The sequence below is a fragment of the Nocardia sp. NPDC049737 genome (assembly GCF_040674755.1).
In the GTDB taxonomy this organism is placed as follows: Bacteria; Actinomycetota; Actinomycetes; order Mycobacteriales; family Mycobacteriaceae; genus Nocardia.
In genome coordinates this window covers 1-15,714 of the sequence record NZ_JBFANH010000054.1, presented here as the reverse complement: position 1 = coordinate 15,714, position 15,714 = coordinate 1, and the positions used below count along the sequence as shown (strand labels likewise).

Genomic DNA, 15,714 nt, shown 5'->3' with positions numbered 1-15,714 from the left:
GAAAATGCCGACCGACAGTATTGCGATCATGGTGCGCCGAATCCTCGCACAGCGTGCCGGAAATGGCGACGGGCCCGGCCGCATCGTCATCCGATGCGACGGGGCCCGTCGGTCAACTGTTCGCGGCGGTCAGTCGCGCAATGGCCGCCCGAGGCTGTCGGGCACCTTGCCGGTCAGCATCATAATGCCGTCGATCAGCGGCCAGATACCACCGAAACCACAGGTCAGCCAGGTGACAGCGATCTGCGCCACGGCGATGCCGGTGTGCCCGGTGTAGAAACGGCCGATACCGAATCCGCCGAGGAAGATCTGCAACAGACCGGCGGTCAGCTTCTGCTTATCCGAGAACGGCACGCCGAACGGGTCGCGACCGTAGGGCGCTTCCGGATCGTTCGGGTTGTAGCCGCCGCCCTGATACGGCGCAGGCGGGTAGCCGCCCGGCTGCTGACCGTAGGGATCGGGCTGACCGTACTGCGGCTGGCCGTACTGCGGCTGGCCATACTGGGGCTGACCGTACTGCGGCTGCTGCTGGTTGTACGGATCCGACGGATACTGCTGTCCCGGTGCATCGGGCTGCTTGTTCAGGTCCGGCCCCGTCCCGGGCGGACCGTACTGGGGGCCGCCGAAGCCTGGCTGGTTCTGGTAGGGGTCGGTCACTAAATGTCCTCCATCATTCGTGCATTTCGACGGGTACTCACCCGTCTCCCCGCGTATTTGCCGGGCGATTGAGCGCCCGAGGGTATCGTCGCGGACACGCGTTCGCGTGTCTACTCGGTGCACCGACGAGTTGCCCAAGTCGTTGTGGGATCAGCCGTCCTTTTTCGAAGTATCAACCTTGCCCAGCTCGACGTCCGAGTTTTCGGACTCCGTTGAGTTATCGCCGGCGGTATCCGGTCCGTTGCCGGAGTTCTCGGATTTTGTCAGATCCGGATTCTCGGCAGCATCGTCCTCGATCTTCCCCGACCGATTCTGGTCCGACACGTCGTCTTTGTCGGTTTCCGCGAGCGCAGCTGCCTGCTTCCCGGCACTGTGCTTCGGCGGCGCTGCTTGCGCGACAGCGGCCGCCTTCGACGCGGCCTCGGATTCGGCGCCCGCCGCACGCAGCGCCCCGATCTGCCACGGCCATGGCCGCGCGACCGTCGACGGCTGCAGTTGATCGGCGATCTCCCTGCCCTTGGTCGCGAACACGAAATAGGCTACGGCGGCGAGGAATACGAGTGCCGAGGTGAACGAGTTGATGCGGATGCCCACGATCTTGGTCGCCTCGTCGTCGCGCAGCAGTTCGACGAAGAAGCGGCCCAGGCAGTATCCGGCGACGTAGAGCGCGAACAGGCGGCCGTGCCCGATGCGATAGCGCTTATCGATCTGCACCAGCAGCACCACGATCAGCAGGTTCCAGATCATCTCGTACAGGAAGGTCGGCTGCACGACCTTGTCGACGACGCCGGTGGACACGCCGTTCATCATGTCGAGCTTGCCCTGATCATCGAAGCGCAGGTAGATCTCGAGACCCCAGGGCAGCTCGGTTTTGCGGCCGTAGAGCTCCTGGTTGAAGTAATTGCCGAGCCGTCCGATGGCCTGAGCCAGCAGAATCGGCGGCGCGATCGCATCGCCCAACGCGGGCAATGGGATTCGGTAGACCCGACAGCCGATCCAGGCGCCGACACCGCCGAGGAAGACCGCGCCCCAGATGCCGAGGCCGCCCTGGTAGATCTTCAGCGCATCGATCGGATGGCCGTCGGCGCCGAAGTACTTCTGCCAGTCGGTGGCAACGTGATAGAGCCGCCCGCCGACCAGACCGAAGGGCACTGCGAACATCGCGACATCGAGAATCGTGCCCTTCTGCCCGCCGCGCTCCTGCCAGCGCCGCTCACCCCACCAGATGGCGACGACGATGCCGAGGATGATGCACAGGGCGTAGGCCCGTAGCGGGAATGGACCGATATGCCAAACGCCCTGGGACGGGCTGGGAATGTAGGCCAGCACATCAGCGGTGACGGCACCGTTGCTCAGGACGCTGTCTGCGAGGACTCGTAAGGTCACGGCCCCAACCGTAGCGGAGCACGGCCACATCGCGAGATTCGCGGTCGGCGTGCCCCGCTCGCGGGCGGTTAGGAGGCGACGGTCGCGGACCGAACACCCTCGGCCAGTTCGGCCGTGAGGGTGCGCACCGCGTCGAGTCCCTGCGCCGCGGCGGTCACCAGTGCCGAGCCGACGATGACTCCGTCTGCGTAGGAGGCGATTTCGGCCGCCTGCGCACCGTTGCGCACACCGAGGCCGACCCCGATCGGGATATCGGAGTGGGCGCGGATGCGCGCGCACAGCGCCGGAGCCGCGGAGGAAACCACGTCACGGGCGCCGGTGACACCCATTGTCGAGGCAGCGTAGACGAAGCCGCGACTGGCCTCCAGCGTCTTGACCAGACGCTCCTCGGTGGACGACGGTGCGACCAGGAAGATGCGGTCCAGATCGTGTGCGGCCGAGGCGACGAACCAGCTGTCGGCCTCTTCCGGGATGAGGTTGGGGGTGATGATGCCGGACCCGCCCGCGGCGGCCAGATCGCGCGAGAAACGGTCGACGCCATATTGCAGCACCGGATTCCAGTAACTCATCACGACGGCCTTACCGCCCGCCGCGGTGATCGCCTCGACCACCGAGAACACATCGCGCACCCGGACGCCGCCGCGCAGCGCCTGATCAGCGGCGGCCTGGATGGTCGGTCCGTCCATCACCGGATCGGAGTAGGCGACGCCGACTTCGACTATGTCGCAACCGGATTCAACCATGGTGCGGCACACCTCGATCGAACCGGCCAAATCCGGATAACCGGCGGGCAGATAGCCGATCAGCGCGGCCCGACCCTCCGCGCGACAGGCGGCGAACGTGTTCGCGAGACGGGACTGCTGACTCACGACAGCGCCTCGTTGGCGCTCGGCTCCATCATGACCGAGCGATACTCGACTGTGTCTTCGGTTCGCTCGCTGCGCTCGCTCCTGCCTCCGCCTCGCTGACGCTCGGCTCCGGCACGAGCGAGGTGCTCGACTGTGTCTTTGGATCGCTCGCTGCGCTCGCTCACTGGTGGTTCTCCTTGTCGGCGGCGTGGTCATCGAACAGCCCGAACCAGCGTGCCGCCGTGTCCATATCCTTATCGCCGCGCCCGGACAGGTTCACCAGGATGATCGCGCCCTTGCCCAGTTCCTTGCCGAGGTTCAGCGCACCAGCCACCGCGTGCGCGGATTCGATCGCCGGAATGATGCCCTCGGCGCGGCTGAGCAGCAGCAGCGCGTCCATCGCTTCGGTATCGGTGATCGGGTGGTATTCGGCGCGACCGATGTCCTTGAGGTAGGCGTGTTCGGGACCGACACCCGGATAGTCCAAACCGGCAGAGATCGAATGCGATTCGATGGTCTGGCCGTCCTCGTCCTGCAGCAGATACGAGTACGCGCCCTGGAACGCGCCGGGGGTGCCGCCGGTGAAAGTCGCGGCGTGCCTTCCGGTTTCGACGCCGTCACCGGCCGCCTCGTAGCCGATCAGCCGCACGCCCGGATCGTCGATGAAGGGATGGAAGATCCCGATGGCGTTGGAGCCGCCGCCCACGCAGGCGGTGACCGCATCGGGCAGTCGACCGGTGAGTGCCTGTACCTGGGCGCGAGCCTCCAGGCCGACGATGCGCTGGAGATCGCGCACCATCATCGGGAACGGGTGCGGGCCCGCGGCGGTGCCGAAGCAGTAGTAGGTGGCCTCGGCATTGGTGACCCAGTCGCGCAGCGCCTCGTTGATCGCATCCTTCAGGGTCTGCGAACCGGTGCGCACCGAGATCACCTCGGCGCCGAGCAGCCGCATGCGAGCCACATTCAGCGCTTGGCGGGCGGTGTCGACCGCACCCATATAGACGACGCATTCGAGGCCGAGCAGTGCGCACGCGGTCGCGGTGGCGACCCCATGCTGACCTGCGCCGGTCTCGGCGATCACCCGGGTCTTGCCCATGCGCTTGGCGAGCAACGCCTGGCCGAGCACGTTATTGATCTTGTGCGAACCGGTGTGGTTCAGATCCTCGCGCTTGAGGATGATGCGCGCACCACCGGCATGCTCGGCGAGGCGCTGGCATTCGAAGATCGGCGACGGGCGGCCGGTGTAGTCGCGCTGCAGCCGGTCCAGTTCGTCGAGAAAGGCGGGATCGAGGCGACACTTCTCGTATTCGGCGGTGACCTCCTCGATCACCGCCATCAGCGCCTCCGGCACATGCCTGCCGCCGTAAACGCCGAAGTGGCCGCCCAGATCCGGCTCGTGGTCGCTGCGGTCGTGCACACCGTCGGAGGCCTTGGGCAGTGCCGTCACGACGCCGCCTCGCCGGCGCTCGGCTCCATCGCGCCCGCACGGGCCGCTGTGTTCATGATTCGCTCGCTCACTGCGTCGTCACCGACCCCGCCGCGCGGGCTTCGGGCACGACGGGTGGGTGCCCGCGGTCACCAGTTCGGAGACGGCCGCGCGCGGGTCGCCACTGGTGACCAGCCCCTCGCCGACGAGCACGGCATCGGCACCCGCACCGGCGTAGGCCAGCAGGTCGGCGGTGCCGCGAATACCGGATTCGGCGATGCGGATGACCTCGGTGGGCAGGCCGGGCGCAATGCGTGCGAAGACATCGCGGTCGACGTCCAGGGTCTTGAGGTTGCGGGCGTTGACGCCGATCACGGAGGCGCCGGCCTCCAAAGCGCGGTCGGCCTCTTCCTCGGTGTGCACCTCGACCAGGGCTGTCATGCCCAGCGATTCGGTGCGGTCGATCAGTGAGCTCAGTACGTCCTGTTCGAGGGCGGCCACGATGAGCAGGATGACGTCGGCGCCGTGCGCGCGGGCCTCGTGGATCTGGTAGGGCCCGACGACGAAATCCTTGCGCAGGATCGGGATATTCACGGTGGCGCGGACCGCGTCCAGGTCATCGAGCGACCCATGGAAGCGACGGCTCTCGGTGAGCACGCTGATGACGCGCGCTCCGCCGTCCTCGTAGGCCTTGGCCAGACTCGCAGGGTCCGGGATATCCGCGAGCTCCCCCTTGGACGGGCTGGCCCGCTTGACCTCGGCAATGACGCCGATGCCGTCTTCGAGGAGCGCGGCGCGGGCGTCCAGCGGCGCGGGTGCCGCGGCTGCGGCCGCCTTGATCGCCTGGAAGTCCAAAAGGGCTTCCCGTGCGGCCACATCCGCGCGGACCCCGTCGAGAATCGAGTCGAGTACCGTCATCTGGCTCGAATCCTTTCTGGGGAGACGGACTTGCTGCCTGAGAATCCCCCCAGGCGCTGTCTCACCGATGCTGTCAAAGAATAAATGGCTGCTTGTGGCGCAACTGCGCCGGGGCTTGTAGTCACCTGCTCAGACACCTCGATGCCCTTGTTTCCCCTGATCATGATCGGCGGAATCGTCGGTGGCCGAAGTGGACCCACCCGCCTGTTCGGTCGGGTCCGTGCCCGCGTCCAACGCATCCCAGAGCACGCGCTCGGAAAGTTGTCCGGTATCGGCCGCCGCGTCGTCGGTGCGCTGACGCGTCACCTCTTCGGTGGCGGCAGCCCTGCGGAAGACCGGATTGTCGTACTTGGCCGACAGGCGGGCGGCGTCCTCGGGCATGCGAGCCAGCAGGACACCGGCCACGAAGGCCGCCAGCGCCCCCAGCAGCGAAAGTACGGCCGGGAACTGGGAAGTGACCACCTCGGTCACGGTCGCGCGGCCGGGCAGCTCCGCCAGGGTGGCGGCACGGGCGGCGGTCGCGCTGGATTTGGTCAGTAGGGCGAAGGCGGGAACGGCCGTCACCGCGGCGACCAGACCGATCAGGACGCCGAACATGCGCCGCAGCCAACCGCGTGTCGCCAGTACTGCGGCGACGGCGGCCAGCAGGACCAGGGCCAGCGGCGTGAGCGCACCGAACCAGACACCGCCGTTGAGTTTGTCGGTGCGTGGTTCGGTCAGGCCGTCGGTGGACGAGACAGTTACCCATGTCATCCGGGAGGAGCCCCACAGCGCCGCGGCGGCGATGGCGAGCAGGACGATCGCGCCGACCGGATATTTGCGCTTCGAGGTCTGCGGGACGGCCGGATCGGTATCGGGAGGTTCCGAATCGGTCATTCCGCACTGCCGTCCGCAGGTGCGCTGTACGCCCGAACAGTTTTCGCGGCTGCCACCGCTCGCAGCACCGCCATGGCCTTGTTGCGGGATTCGACGTCCTCATAGTCCGGATCCGAATCCGCGACGATGCCCGCACCAGCCTGCACATAGGCGGTGCCGTCCTTCAGCAGTGCGGTGCGGATGGCGATCGCGGTATCGGCATCGCCCGCGAAGTCGAGATAGCCGACGACACCGCCGTAGACGCCACGACGGGTGGGCTCGAGTTCCTCGATGAGCTCCATCGCACGCACCTTCGGCGCGCCGGACAACGTGCCCGCTGGGAAACAGGCATTGACCGCGTCCAGTGCGATCTTGCCCGGCGCGAGGCGGCCCGAGACCGTCGAGACCAGATGCATGACGTGGCTGTAGCGCTCGATATGCCGGTACTCGGTGACCCGCACCGTGCCCGGCTGGCAGACCCGGCCCAGATCGTTGCGGCCGAGGTCGACGAGCATCAGATGCTCGGCGTTCTCCTTCTCGTCGGCCAGCAGGCCCTTCTCCAGCAGCAGATCGTCCTCCTCGGTGGCGCCGCGCCACCGGGTACCCGCGATCGGATGGGTCGTCGCCACACCCTCTTTCACGGTAACCAGCGATTCCGGACTGGAACCGACGATGGAGAACGCCGTGGCGCCGTCGCCGTCCGGGATGTGGATCAGGTACATGTACGGGCTCGGATTGGCGGCACGCAGCATCCGGTACAGGTCCAGAGGCGCACCGTCGTAATCCATTTCGAAGCGCTGCGAGAGCACCACCTGGAACGCCTCGCCCGCCTCGATCTCCTTGACCAGGCGACGCACGCCCGCGCCGAATTCTTCGGTGGTGCGGCGGCGGATGTACTCCGGCTCGGGCTGATCGAAGACCGAAACCGTGGACTCCGAGGGCGCGGCCAGCGCCGCGGTCATCCGGTCCAGCCGGGCCACCGCATCGTCATAGGCCTCGTCGACCCGTTCGGCGGTGCCGTTCCAGTTGACCGCATTGGCGATCAGGGTGATCGCGCCCTCGTGGTGGTCGAAGGCCGCGAGATCGGTGGCGAGCATCAGCACCATCTCGGGCAGCCGCAGATCGTCGACGGCGAGGGTGGGCAGTCGCTCGATGCGGCGAACCGCGTCGTAGCCGAGGTAGCCGACCATGCCGCCGGTCAGCGGGGGCAGACCGGGCAGCCGCTCGGTCTGCAGCAGTTGCAGGGTTTCACGCAGCGCCACCAGCGGATCGCCGCCGCAGGGCGCGTCCGCTGGGGTGTGCCCGAGCCAGGCCGCTTCGCCGTCCACGACCGTCAGCGCGGATGGGCTGCCAGCCCCGATGAACGACCAGCGCGACCAGGACCGCCCGTTCTCCGCGGACTCGAACAGGAAGGTACCGGCCCGATCCGCGGCCAACTTGCGGTAGGCCGACAGCGGAGTTTCGGAGTCCGCCAGCACCTTTCGGGTCACGGGGACCACCCGATGCTCCGCGGCCAGCTCGTGGAACTGTTCGCGGGTCGTGGTGGTGGGAGTGGACGCGCCAGGCATGTGTCCATCATCCCAGGTGGCACCGACAGCCTTGTCGGCGCGTCCCAACCTGCTGAACCGACTGTCCGGTTCTGAAGTGCCGCGAGGGAAATTGAAAAATCCACAAATCGCCGCACTCATCGGCGCTCAGCCGCGATGAGAACCCGTCATTCCGGTATCTGGCCTGACAGGGACCAAGCGCGGGGGCGGCAAACCGACCTCGCGCCCGGTACTGTCCCACTATGCAGACAGGTCAGCTCGCTCCCGAGTTCGAGCTTCCCGATCAATCCGGCACCCCGCGTTCGCTCGACGCGCTGCTCGCGAACGGTCCGCTGGTGCTGTTCTTCTACCCCGCCGCGAATACCCCGATCTGCACGGCGGAGGCGTGCCACTTCCGTGATCTGTCCGCCGAATTCGCGGCGCTGGGCGCATCGTGCGTCGGCATCAGCACCGATAGCGTCGACACCCAGGCCGGATTCGCATCCAAGCAGAACCTCGGTTACCCGCTGCTGTCGGATGTCGACGGCAAGGTCGCCTCGACCTTCGAGGTGAAGCGCGGACTGCTCGGCAAGCTCGCCCCGGTCAAGCGGCAGACCTTCGTGATCGACCGGGATCGCAAGGTCGCCAAGGTGATCACCGGCGAGTTCCGGGCCGATGCGCACGCGGACGAGGCGCTGAAGTTCCTGCGCGAGCGTGCTCTGCAGTAGCCCTGCTCTCGAACACGCGGTAACGGCCGCGAAAAACACCAGGTCCATCGCCGTCGATCTCCCGGTTGCCCGGCATACGCTGGGTTCATGACTTCGAGCGAGGTTCGGCCGGACGGGCAGAAATCCACGCTGGCCACGTGGCGCACCCGGATCATCGGCGCAGTGGCGGTCATCGTCGTACTGATCATCGCCTACTTCATTCTGGCGGCGTTCATTCCGCGCTGGTGGGCGCAGCGCATCGCAGAGCTGGTGAGCGGCAGTTTCAGCAAGGGCATCGGCTGGGGCCTGATTTACGGCCTACTCGGCACCGCCATCCCGGTGTTCTTGCTGCTGTTCGCCGCGCTGATCTGGAAGCGACGAGCCGGAAAGTTCATCGCGGGTGCCGCCGCGTTGCTCGCGCTGATCATCGCGATTCCGAATCTCATGACGCTGTCGATCGTGCTCGGCGAGAGTAGTGCCGCCCATGCCGGTCAACGGATTCTCGACGTCGACGCGCCCGCATTCCGTGGCGCTTCACTCGTCGGCGCCATCGTGGCGGTCGTGGTTTTCCTCGCCGTGGCGGGCCTGCTGGCCTGGCGGCGGTGGCAGCGCAGACATCCAGGCAAGCAGGCGGCGCCCGCTGCCACTCGGCAAACGCCGACAGTTGGCTAGGACACGGCACCGACACGCCCTGCGGCTCTGTGAGTGACCTCACGTCGCGGACCAAGTCCATGACGGTCGAGCGAAGTCGTGGCAAACTCAATCACGCGAGTGACCGTGAACATGCTTTTCATTAATTGCTAGGTTCGCTAACAATAAGACGTCACTTGGCTCGAAAGAAGGCACCCCAGTGACGAAGTGGCTCGACCCGGACGAACAACGAGCTTGGCGCGCGATCGTTGCGCTGATGACACGTCTACCAGGCGCTTTGGATACCCAACTGCAGCGCGAATCCGGGGTTACCCATTTCGAATACTGGGTGCTCACCCTGTTATCCGAGGAACCCGGCCATCGGCTGCAGATGAGTGAGCTTGCCCACAAAGCAAATGCATCGCTATCGCGCCTGTCCCATGTGGTGTCAAAGCTGGAACGAATGGGCTGGGCGCAACGGTCAGCAACCACGGGCCGCCGCGGCGTGCAGGCGGTGCTCACCGACGACGGCTACTCGAAGGTCGTCGAGGCGGCGCCCGGCTATCTGGATGCGGTGCGGCAGTTGGTTTTCGATGGTCTCGATGCCGCACAGACGGCGCAACTCGCCGACCTCAGCGAACTGCTCGTCAGGCAGCTCGGCGACTCGCTGAGCCAGTCCAACGGCAAATCGACGCAGGTCGAGGAGCGCGGCGAGCAGCCGAATCCATAGCGGTCGCGCGAGGTTGGGCTCAGCTCTCGGCGAGCAGCAGGTCCGAGTCGAAGCAGGTGTGCGTGCCGGTGTGGCAGGCCGCGCCCTCCTGGTCGACGACGAGCAAGATCGTGTCGCCGTCACAATCGAGGCGAACCTCGTGCACGTACTGGGTGTGGCCGGAGGTTTCGCCCTTGACCCAGTACTGCTGGCGCGAACGCGAATAGTAGGTCGCCTTGCGGGTTTCCAGCGTGCGGGCCAGCGCCTCGTCGTCCATCCAGGCAACCATCAGCACATCGCCGGTGCCGCGCTCCTGGGCGACCGCGGCGACGAGTCCGGCGTCATTGCGCTTGAGCCGGGCGGCGATGGCGGGGTCGAGAGTCATATCACCGTTATACAGGCAGCTCCGCACCGGAACACATCGTGTAGTGCCGAAACGTACCCGACGCGATTGTTCCTACTCCTCCGGCAGCGGAATCAGTTCGAGATGTTCGGCCACAGGCTTTTTGGTGCACGCGGCCCTGCCGGTGACCAAGTTCACCCCGCCCCGGTGGGCAACCAGCCATTTGCCACAGACGCAACGCAGATAGCGAACCGAACCATGTGTCGACACCAGTATCGGCGATGGCCAGGAGCATGCGGGACACGTGGCGGACATGGTCGCTAAGCCTGGGTAACTGTCCGGCAGATAGCAATCACCGCCACGGCGTGGCGGCAGACGAATTCGAAGAATGTCAAGCTGTGCGAGTGCGATTCAGCTCACCGAGGAGCTCCCAGGTCCGGCGCCGGTCGGCCTCGGAGGCCAGATCTGTTTGGGCCACAACAACATCGGTGGCGCCCGCTTCGAAGTAAGCGTTGATCTGATCGGCGAGGGTCTGCTCGTCACCGATCACGGCGAGTTCGGCGGCGTGCGATACACCGGACAGTTCGATCATTCGCCGATAGGACGGAATTTCGTTGTAGAAGGCCATCTGTTCGGCCGCCGTCGCACGAGTGCTGTCGACATCGGCGGTGACCACGCCCGCAACCATGGCGACAATGCGGGGTCGCGGACGTCCAGCTTGTTCGGCCGCCGCTGTGATGGGCGCGACGATGTGCTCGCCCAGTGCTTTCGGACCGACCAGAAATGGCATTGTGCCGTCGGCCAATTCGGCGGTGACACGCAGCGCCTGCGGCCCCATCGCCGCGACGAGGACCGGCACCGTCGGCTCGGCACCCGCGACGGCGGCGGGCATCCGCGTTACGGCACTGAGGGTTTCGCCACGGAATTCCACCGAACCGTTGTCCAGGACAGCGCGCAATGCGGTCAGGAATTCGCGAAGCCGCGTAATCGGCCGGTCGAAGTTCTCGCCGAACGCCGCCTCGGTAATCGAGCGGGCACCGAGCCCGAGGCCGAGGGTGAAGCGACCGCGGGTTGCGGCCTGAGCAGTCTGCGCCTGACTCGCGATCAGCAGTGGATGTCGCGCGGAAATCGGAACGACCGATGTGCCGACCGCTAACTCCGGCACCTCGCGCCCGACAGTGCCCGCAACGCCGATGGTGTCATGAGAGAACAATTGACCGAACCACAGCGAACTCAACCCGGCCCCGGCGGCCTCCCGCCCCAGCGCAACCGCACCGTCCACCGCATTGTCGGCGGCATCGAGGGCAAACGGAGACAACGCAATTCCGATACTCATCCCGGTGCAAACCGCAACGTCCCCCACCCCATTCCGTCGGGCTGTCGCATATCTGCCGAGAACCCTCGCAGGGTCTATTGCCGAATTGGCGCAGGTTCGGCCGGCGTGCAGTCACGATTCGCGCAGGTTCGGCCGTGGGCCTATGTGGCGGCTGAGACCCAATCATGCCCGCCGCTAGGTGATTTGGTCCGTCGCTGTGACTGCGGTCCGACGACACGACCGCACGTTCGGCGTACTCGGCAACAGCCTCTATACCTTGTGCGAGGCAATCACTGGTTATGCGTCAGGTGCGCGAGCTAGTCCCGCGTCCAGCCTCGGTGGGTCCGTCGAACGCAGCCGAATGGTGGTCGCCCACACCGTATCGACCGCCACATCACTACGCTCGGCGAGCAGCCGGAGCGGATGGCGCAGTGAGCTATCTGGACGAGGTACTAGCGAACGATGATTTGTTCGGCGCGCATGGCGGCTTTTACCTCGGCGATGGTGAGGTCGCCGAAGTGGAAGACGCTGGCGGCCAGGACCGCGTCCGCACCGGCCTGAACGGCGGGTGCGAAGTGTTCGATGGCACCGGCACCGCCGCTGGCGATCACCGGCACCGAAACCGCCTCGCGGACCGCCTCGATCATGGGCAGATCGAAGCCTGCCTTGGTGCCGTCGGCATCCATCGAGTTGAGCAGGATCTCGCCGACGCCGAGTTCGGCTCCGCGCACGGCCCATTCGATGGCGTCGATACCGGTGCCGCGCTTACCGCCGTGCGTGGTGACCTCCCAGCCGGACGGAGTGTCGGGCTGGCCGTCGGGAACGGTGCGGGCATCCACCGACAGCACGATGCACTGGGAACCGAAGCGCTCCGACATTTCCCGCAAGACCTCGGGGCGCGCGATGGCAGCGGTATTCACCGACACCTTGTCCGCACCCGCACGCAGCAGCCGGTCGACATCCTCGACCGTGCGCACGCCGCCGCCGACGGTCAGCGGAATGAAGATCTGTTCGGCCGTGCGGGTCACCACATCGATCATGGTGCCGCGGTCGCCGGTTGAGGCGGTGACGTCGAGGAAGGTCAGCTCATCGGCGCCCTGCAGGTCGTAGGCGGCGGCGAGTTCGACGGGATCGCCCGCATCACGCAGGTTTTCGAAGTTGACTCCCTTCACCACCCGGCCCGCGTCGACATCCAGACACGGAATAACGCGTACCGCCAACGTCATCGGCTCACCCTTCTACGAATCATGCTGTATTCACCCACCCCGCCAGCTCTGCCAGCTGCCATCCCGCCGTATTCGCCCACTCCGCCAGCTCTGCCGGCTGCCATCCCCTGGGTCCTTCGTACGCAGCCTCACGCATCGTCGGCGACCGTGCAAATCATTTCGAGCAGCTCCTCGTGTACCCCCGGCGCGGCGGCCAGCACCGAACCCGAGGTGATGGTCCACGGCTCCCCCGCCAGATCGGTGACAATCCCGCCCGCCGCGCGCACCAACGCGACGCCCGCGGCGTTGTCCCACGGATGGTGCCCGAAGACGATCGCGCCGCCGAGCACACCCGATGCGGTGAACGCGAGATCGATGCCGGTGGAGCCATGCATGCGCACCCGCGAGGACAGCCTGCTCAGCGGACCGAGCAGATCGAAACGGAACCGGCCGGGAATGCGTCCGGCGGAATCCACATTGAACGCGCCGAAGCCGATCATCGCCTCGCCGAGTTTCCCGTGCGGCAGGCGCGGCAGCGGCTGGCCGTTCAGCAACACCGGACCGTCAGCGACCGCCGCATAGCGCTGGCCGAGCAATGGCAGCCAGGTCAGCCCGAGCAGCGGCTCACCTTCGTGCACCAGCGCGAGCAGCATGCCCGAAAGGGGATGTCCCGATGAATAATTGAAGGTGCCGTCGATCGGATCGAGCACCCACGCGGTCCCCGACGTGAGCTGCGGACCCCCGAATTCCTCACCGTGCACCTCGATTCCGGTGCGCTGCTCGAGCTGTGCGGAAATCGTGCGCTCCAACTCGAGATCGAGTTCGGTCGCGAAGTCGTTGCGGCCCTTGGCCACCGCGCTCGGCGCGCCGACCCCCTCGACGAAACGCGGGCTTGCGGCATCGAGGATCGCACCGGCGACGTCGAGCAGGGCCGGTAGTTCGGTGTCGAGGCGGTTGGCGGTCATCGAATCGTCAGCGAACCGCGGCCAGCGCTTCGGGCAGCGTGAAGCGGCCCGCGTACAGCGCCTTGCCGACGATCGAACCCTCGACACCGTCGGGCACCAGCTCGGCGATGGCGATCAGATCCTCGATGGTGGAGACACCGCCGGAGGCGATGACCGGCGCGTCGGTGGCGGCGCAGACCTCGCGCAGCAGATCCAGGTTGGGGCCGGTGAGGGTGCCGTCCTTGGTCACGTCGGTGACCACGTAGCGGGAGCAACCGTCGCGCTCCAGGCGTTCGAGCACCTCCCACAGATCGCCGCCGTCGCTGACCCAGCCGCGACCGCGCAGCCGGTGTTCGCCATCGACGATCCGCACATCCAGGCCGACGGCGATGCGCTCACCGTGCTTGGCGATGGCGCGGGCGCACCACTGCGGGTCCTCCAATGCGGCGGTGCCGAGGTTCACCCGGGCACAGCCGGTACCCAGCGCGGCCTCGAGGGATTCGTCGTCGCGGATGCCGCCGGACAGCTCCACCTTGACATCGAGTTCGCCGACGACCTTGGCCAGCAGCTCACGATTCGAGCCACGGCCGAACGCCGCGTCCAGATCGACCAGATGCACCCACTCCGCACCGGCTTCCTGCCAGGCCAGCGCCGCATCGCGCGGGGAGCCGTAATTGGTTTCGCTGCCCGCCTCCCCCTGAACCAGGCGCACGGCCTCTCCATTGGCGACGTCGACAGCAGGTAGCAGCACAAGACTCACGGATGCAGTTTAGTTGCTCGCTCCGCGCGCCCTATCCCCGGCCTGCGGAAATAGCGGCGCGATCACCCTTGCACATGATCATCGAGGACCCGTGTGAGCAGCCGTACCAGTTCGCGGCGCTCGGCGGCGGAGAGGGCAGCGAGTAGTTCGTCCTGTGCGCCTTCGATTCGCTGGTCCAGTTCGTCCAGGTGACGGCTGCCCGCCTTGGTGATGGTGACGATATTGCGGCGGCGGTCGCTCGGATCCGGGGCGCGTTCGATCAAACCGCGTTCGGCGAGATCATTCAGCGCGGCGACGATATCGCTGCGATCGATGCGGGTGCGGCGGCCTAGATCGGCCTGGCTTGCGGGGCCGAATTCGCCCAGCGTGGTCAGCAGGGCGTAGTGGTAGCGGCGCGATCCAGTTGCTTCGAAGGCGCGCTCCGTCGCTCGGTTGGCGAGGATCGCCACCTGGTTGACCAGTCGGGTGGGCAGGGCGCGCAGCCTGCCCGGCGTGTCCTCGTGCGCGATCTCCATGAAAGCAATGTAGCAAGACTTGTTGGTTCCACCCACGATCAGATACTGTTGGACTTGCCAACGTTGGATCAACCAACGTTTAGTTCGAAAGGATTCAACCCATGGGCAAGACCCGCCGCTTCCTCCCCCTCACCGCACTGCCGCTGGCGCTGCTCGCCGCCTGCACCACCACCAAGGACGACACGCACCAGTTCCGCGTACTAGTGGACCGCAGCGAGATCACCGGGCTGGTCAACCAATTGGGCCGCGCCCTGGACGAAGGACGCTTCGACGACTTCCGCACGATCTACACCGCCGACGCCACCGCGAAGACACCCGGCGGTCGGGCCGAGGGTCGTGCCGCGCTAATCGCGCAGGCAAGCCGGAATCATTCCGATGACAAGCACATTCAGCACTTCATCACCAATATGATGATCGATCTGCACGGCGATACAGCCGAGGTGCGGGCGAATCTCATTGCCACTTTCGCTCCTGCTACGACGGCCGTGTCGGAGCCGCAGTACACCCTCGGCGAGGTCTATCGCTTCGATGCGGTCCGCACGGCGGAGGGCTGGCGGCTATCACGGGTGGAGACAACTCCGCTGTGGTCCACGGGTACCCGGCCCTGAGCCGGTAGCACGAACCGTACGTCAACCGTGGCAAGAACCCTTGTGCGAGAACAACTCAGCGTGGCGGCGGCCGTGTATATCCGCGGTCCGCCAGCGCCGACGCAATCCAAATCCATTCGCCTACTTGGAATTCGGTTGCCGCACTCATATTGAGCGAAATCATCAATGCGCCGATCCTTCTGGGCGCCGATCCTTCTGGGCGCCAATCCACCTGGCGGGGGATCCTGATACGCAAAAAGGCCCCCAACGGTGTTGGGGGCCTTTCGCAAGGATGTTCCGGCGGTGTCCTACTCTCCCACACCCTGTCGAGTGCAGTACCATCGGCGCTGGTGGCCTTAGCTTCCGGGTTCGGAATGGGACCG

General features: G+C 66.2%; 17 protein-coding genes and 1 rRNA gene. 4 read left to right on the top strand and 14 right to left on the bottom strand.

The window, feature by feature from the left end; all coding sequences use genetic code 11:
- Positions 1-129 precede the first annotated feature (129 nt).
- The 7 genes from AB0J47_RS39745 to AB0J47_RS39715 all read right to left on the bottom strand — a co-directional run bounded on the left by AB0J47_RS39745 (position 130) and on the right by AB0J47_RS39715 (position 7,658).
- The gene (locus AB0J47_RS39745; protein ID WP_364359026.1) at positions 130-657 is read right to left on the bottom strand and encodes a TM2 domain-containing protein; all 528 of its coding nucleotides are present in this window, start codon (positions 655-657) and stop codon (positions 130-132) included.
- A gap of 150 nt (positions 658-807) precedes the next feature.
- Positions 808-2,013: a prolipoprotein diacylglyceryl transferase gene (gene lgt, locus AB0J47_RS39740; RefSeq protein ID WP_364359063.1), complete on the bottom strand. Its 1,206-nt coding sequence runs from the start codon at positions 2,011-2,013 to the stop codon at positions 808-810.
- Between the two features lie 98 nt (positions 2,014-2,111).
- Positions 2,112-2,912 carry a tryptophan synthase subunit alpha gene (gene trpA, locus AB0J47_RS39735; protein ID WP_364359023.1) on the bottom strand — a complete coding sequence of 267 codons (801 nt, stop codon included), beginning with the start codon at positions 2,910-2,912 and terminating at the stop codon, positions 2,112-2,114.
- Positions 2,913-3,072: 160 nt separating this feature from the next.
- Positions 3,073-4,338, bottom strand: coding sequence for a tryptophan synthase subunit beta (trpB, locus tag AB0J47_RS39730; protein WP_364359020.1), 1,266 nt, complete (start codon positions 4,336-4,338; stop codon positions 3,073-3,075).
- 78 nt (positions 4,339-4,416) lie between these two features.
- Positions 4,417-5,235: an indole-3-glycerol phosphate synthase TrpC gene (gene trpC, locus AB0J47_RS39725; RefSeq protein WP_364359017.1), complete on the bottom strand. Its 819-nt coding sequence runs from the start codon at positions 5,233-5,235 to the stop codon at positions 4,417-4,419.
- Between the two features lie 129 nt (positions 5,236-5,364).
- Positions 5,365-6,111, bottom strand: a complete 747-nt coding sequence (locus AB0J47_RS39720) for a TIGR02234 family membrane protein (protein WP_364359014.1) — start codon at positions 6,109-6,111, stop codon at positions 5,365-5,367.
- On the bottom strand, positions 6,108-7,658 hold the full coding sequence (locus AB0J47_RS39715; protein ID WP_364359011.1) for an anthranilate synthase component I: 1,551 nt from the start codon (positions 7,656-7,658) through the stop codon (positions 6,108-6,110). Before AB0J47_RS39715 ends, AB0J47_RS39720 begins: the two co-directional genes overlap by 4 nt.
- Positions 7,659-7,879: 221 nt before the next feature.
- Between AB0J47_RS39715 and AB0J47_RS39710 the strand changes: the two genes are divergently transcribed.
- From AB0J47_RS39710 to AB0J47_RS39700, 3 genes are all read left to right on the top strand, one after another.
- Positions 7,880-8,344: a peroxiredoxin gene (locus AB0J47_RS39710; protein WP_364359008.1), complete on the top strand. Its 465-nt coding sequence runs from the start codon at positions 7,880-7,882 to the stop codon at positions 8,342-8,344.
- An 87-nt stretch (positions 8,345-8,431) separates the two neighbouring features.
- Positions 8,432-8,995 carry a permease gene (locus AB0J47_RS39705; RefSeq protein WP_364359005.1) on the top strand — a complete coding sequence of 188 codons (564 nt, stop codon included), beginning with the start codon at positions 8,432-8,434 and terminating at the stop codon, positions 8,993-8,995.
- 235 nt (positions 8,996-9,230) lie between these two features.
- On the top strand, positions 9,231-9,683 hold the full coding sequence (locus AB0J47_RS39700; RefSeq protein ID WP_364359002.1) for a MarR family transcriptional regulator: 453 nt from the start codon (positions 9,231-9,233) through the stop codon (positions 9,681-9,683).
- A gap of 19 nt (positions 9,684-9,702) precedes the next feature.
- Here the strand turns inward: AB0J47_RS39700 and hisI are convergent, their stop codons facing one another.
- The 6 genes from hisI to AB0J47_RS39670 all read right to left on the bottom strand — a co-directional run bounded on the left by hisI (position 9,703) and on the right by AB0J47_RS39670 (position 14,744).
- The gene (gene hisI / locus AB0J47_RS39695; RefSeq protein ID WP_364358999.1) at positions 9,703-10,047 is read right to left on the bottom strand and encodes a phosphoribosyl-AMP cyclohydrolase; all 345 of its coding nucleotides are present in this window, start codon (positions 10,045-10,047) and stop codon (positions 9,703-9,705) included.
- A gap of 349 nt (positions 10,048-10,396) precedes the next feature.
- A complete protein-coding gene (locus AB0J47_RS39690) occupies positions 10,397-11,341 on the bottom strand; it encodes a TIGR03564 family F420-dependent LLM class oxidoreductase (protein ID WP_364358995.1) in 945 nt (314 codons plus the stop codon).
- Positions 11,342-11,772: 431 nt separating this feature from the next.
- Positions 11,773-12,546, bottom strand: coding sequence for an imidazole glycerol phosphate synthase subunit HisF (gene hisF / locus AB0J47_RS39685; RefSeq protein WP_364358992.1), 774 nt, complete (start codon positions 12,544-12,546; stop codon positions 11,773-11,775).
- A 128-nt stretch (positions 12,547-12,674) separates the two neighbouring features.
- Positions 12,675-13,490, bottom strand: a complete 816-nt coding sequence (locus AB0J47_RS39680) for an inositol monophosphatase (RefSeq protein ID WP_364358989.1) — start codon at positions 13,488-13,490, stop codon at positions 12,675-12,677.
- A gap of 7 nt (positions 13,491-13,497) precedes the next feature.
- Positions 13,498-14,229 carry a bifunctional 1-(5-phosphoribosyl)-5-((5-phosphoribosylamino)methylideneamino)imidazole-4-carboxamide isomerase/phosphoribosylanthranilate isomerase PriA gene (gene priA, locus AB0J47_RS39675; protein WP_364358986.1) on the bottom strand — a complete coding sequence of 244 codons (732 nt, stop codon included), beginning with the start codon at positions 14,227-14,229 and terminating at the stop codon, positions 13,498-13,500.
- A 62-nt stretch (positions 14,230-14,291) separates the two neighbouring features.
- Positions 14,292-14,744 (bottom strand): MarR family transcriptional regulator, encoded by a 453-nt coding sequence (locus AB0J47_RS39670; RefSeq protein WP_364358982.1) that lies wholly within the window; start codon positions 14,742-14,744, stop codon positions 14,292-14,294.
- A 101-nt stretch (positions 14,745-14,845) separates the two neighbouring features.
- On the opposite strand from AB0J47_RS39670, the gene AB0J47_RS39665 reads away from it, so the two are divergent.
- Entirely contained in the window at positions 14,846-15,352 is a 507-nt protein-coding gene (locus tag AB0J47_RS39665) for a nuclear transport factor 2 family protein (RefSeq protein ID WP_364358979.1), read from the top strand.
- Between the two features lie 274 nt (positions 15,353-15,626).
- Here the strand turns inward: AB0J47_RS39665 and rrf are convergent.
- Positions 15,627-15,714, bottom strand: a 5S ribosomal RNA gene (rrf, locus tag AB0J47_RS39660); the annotation flags it as partial.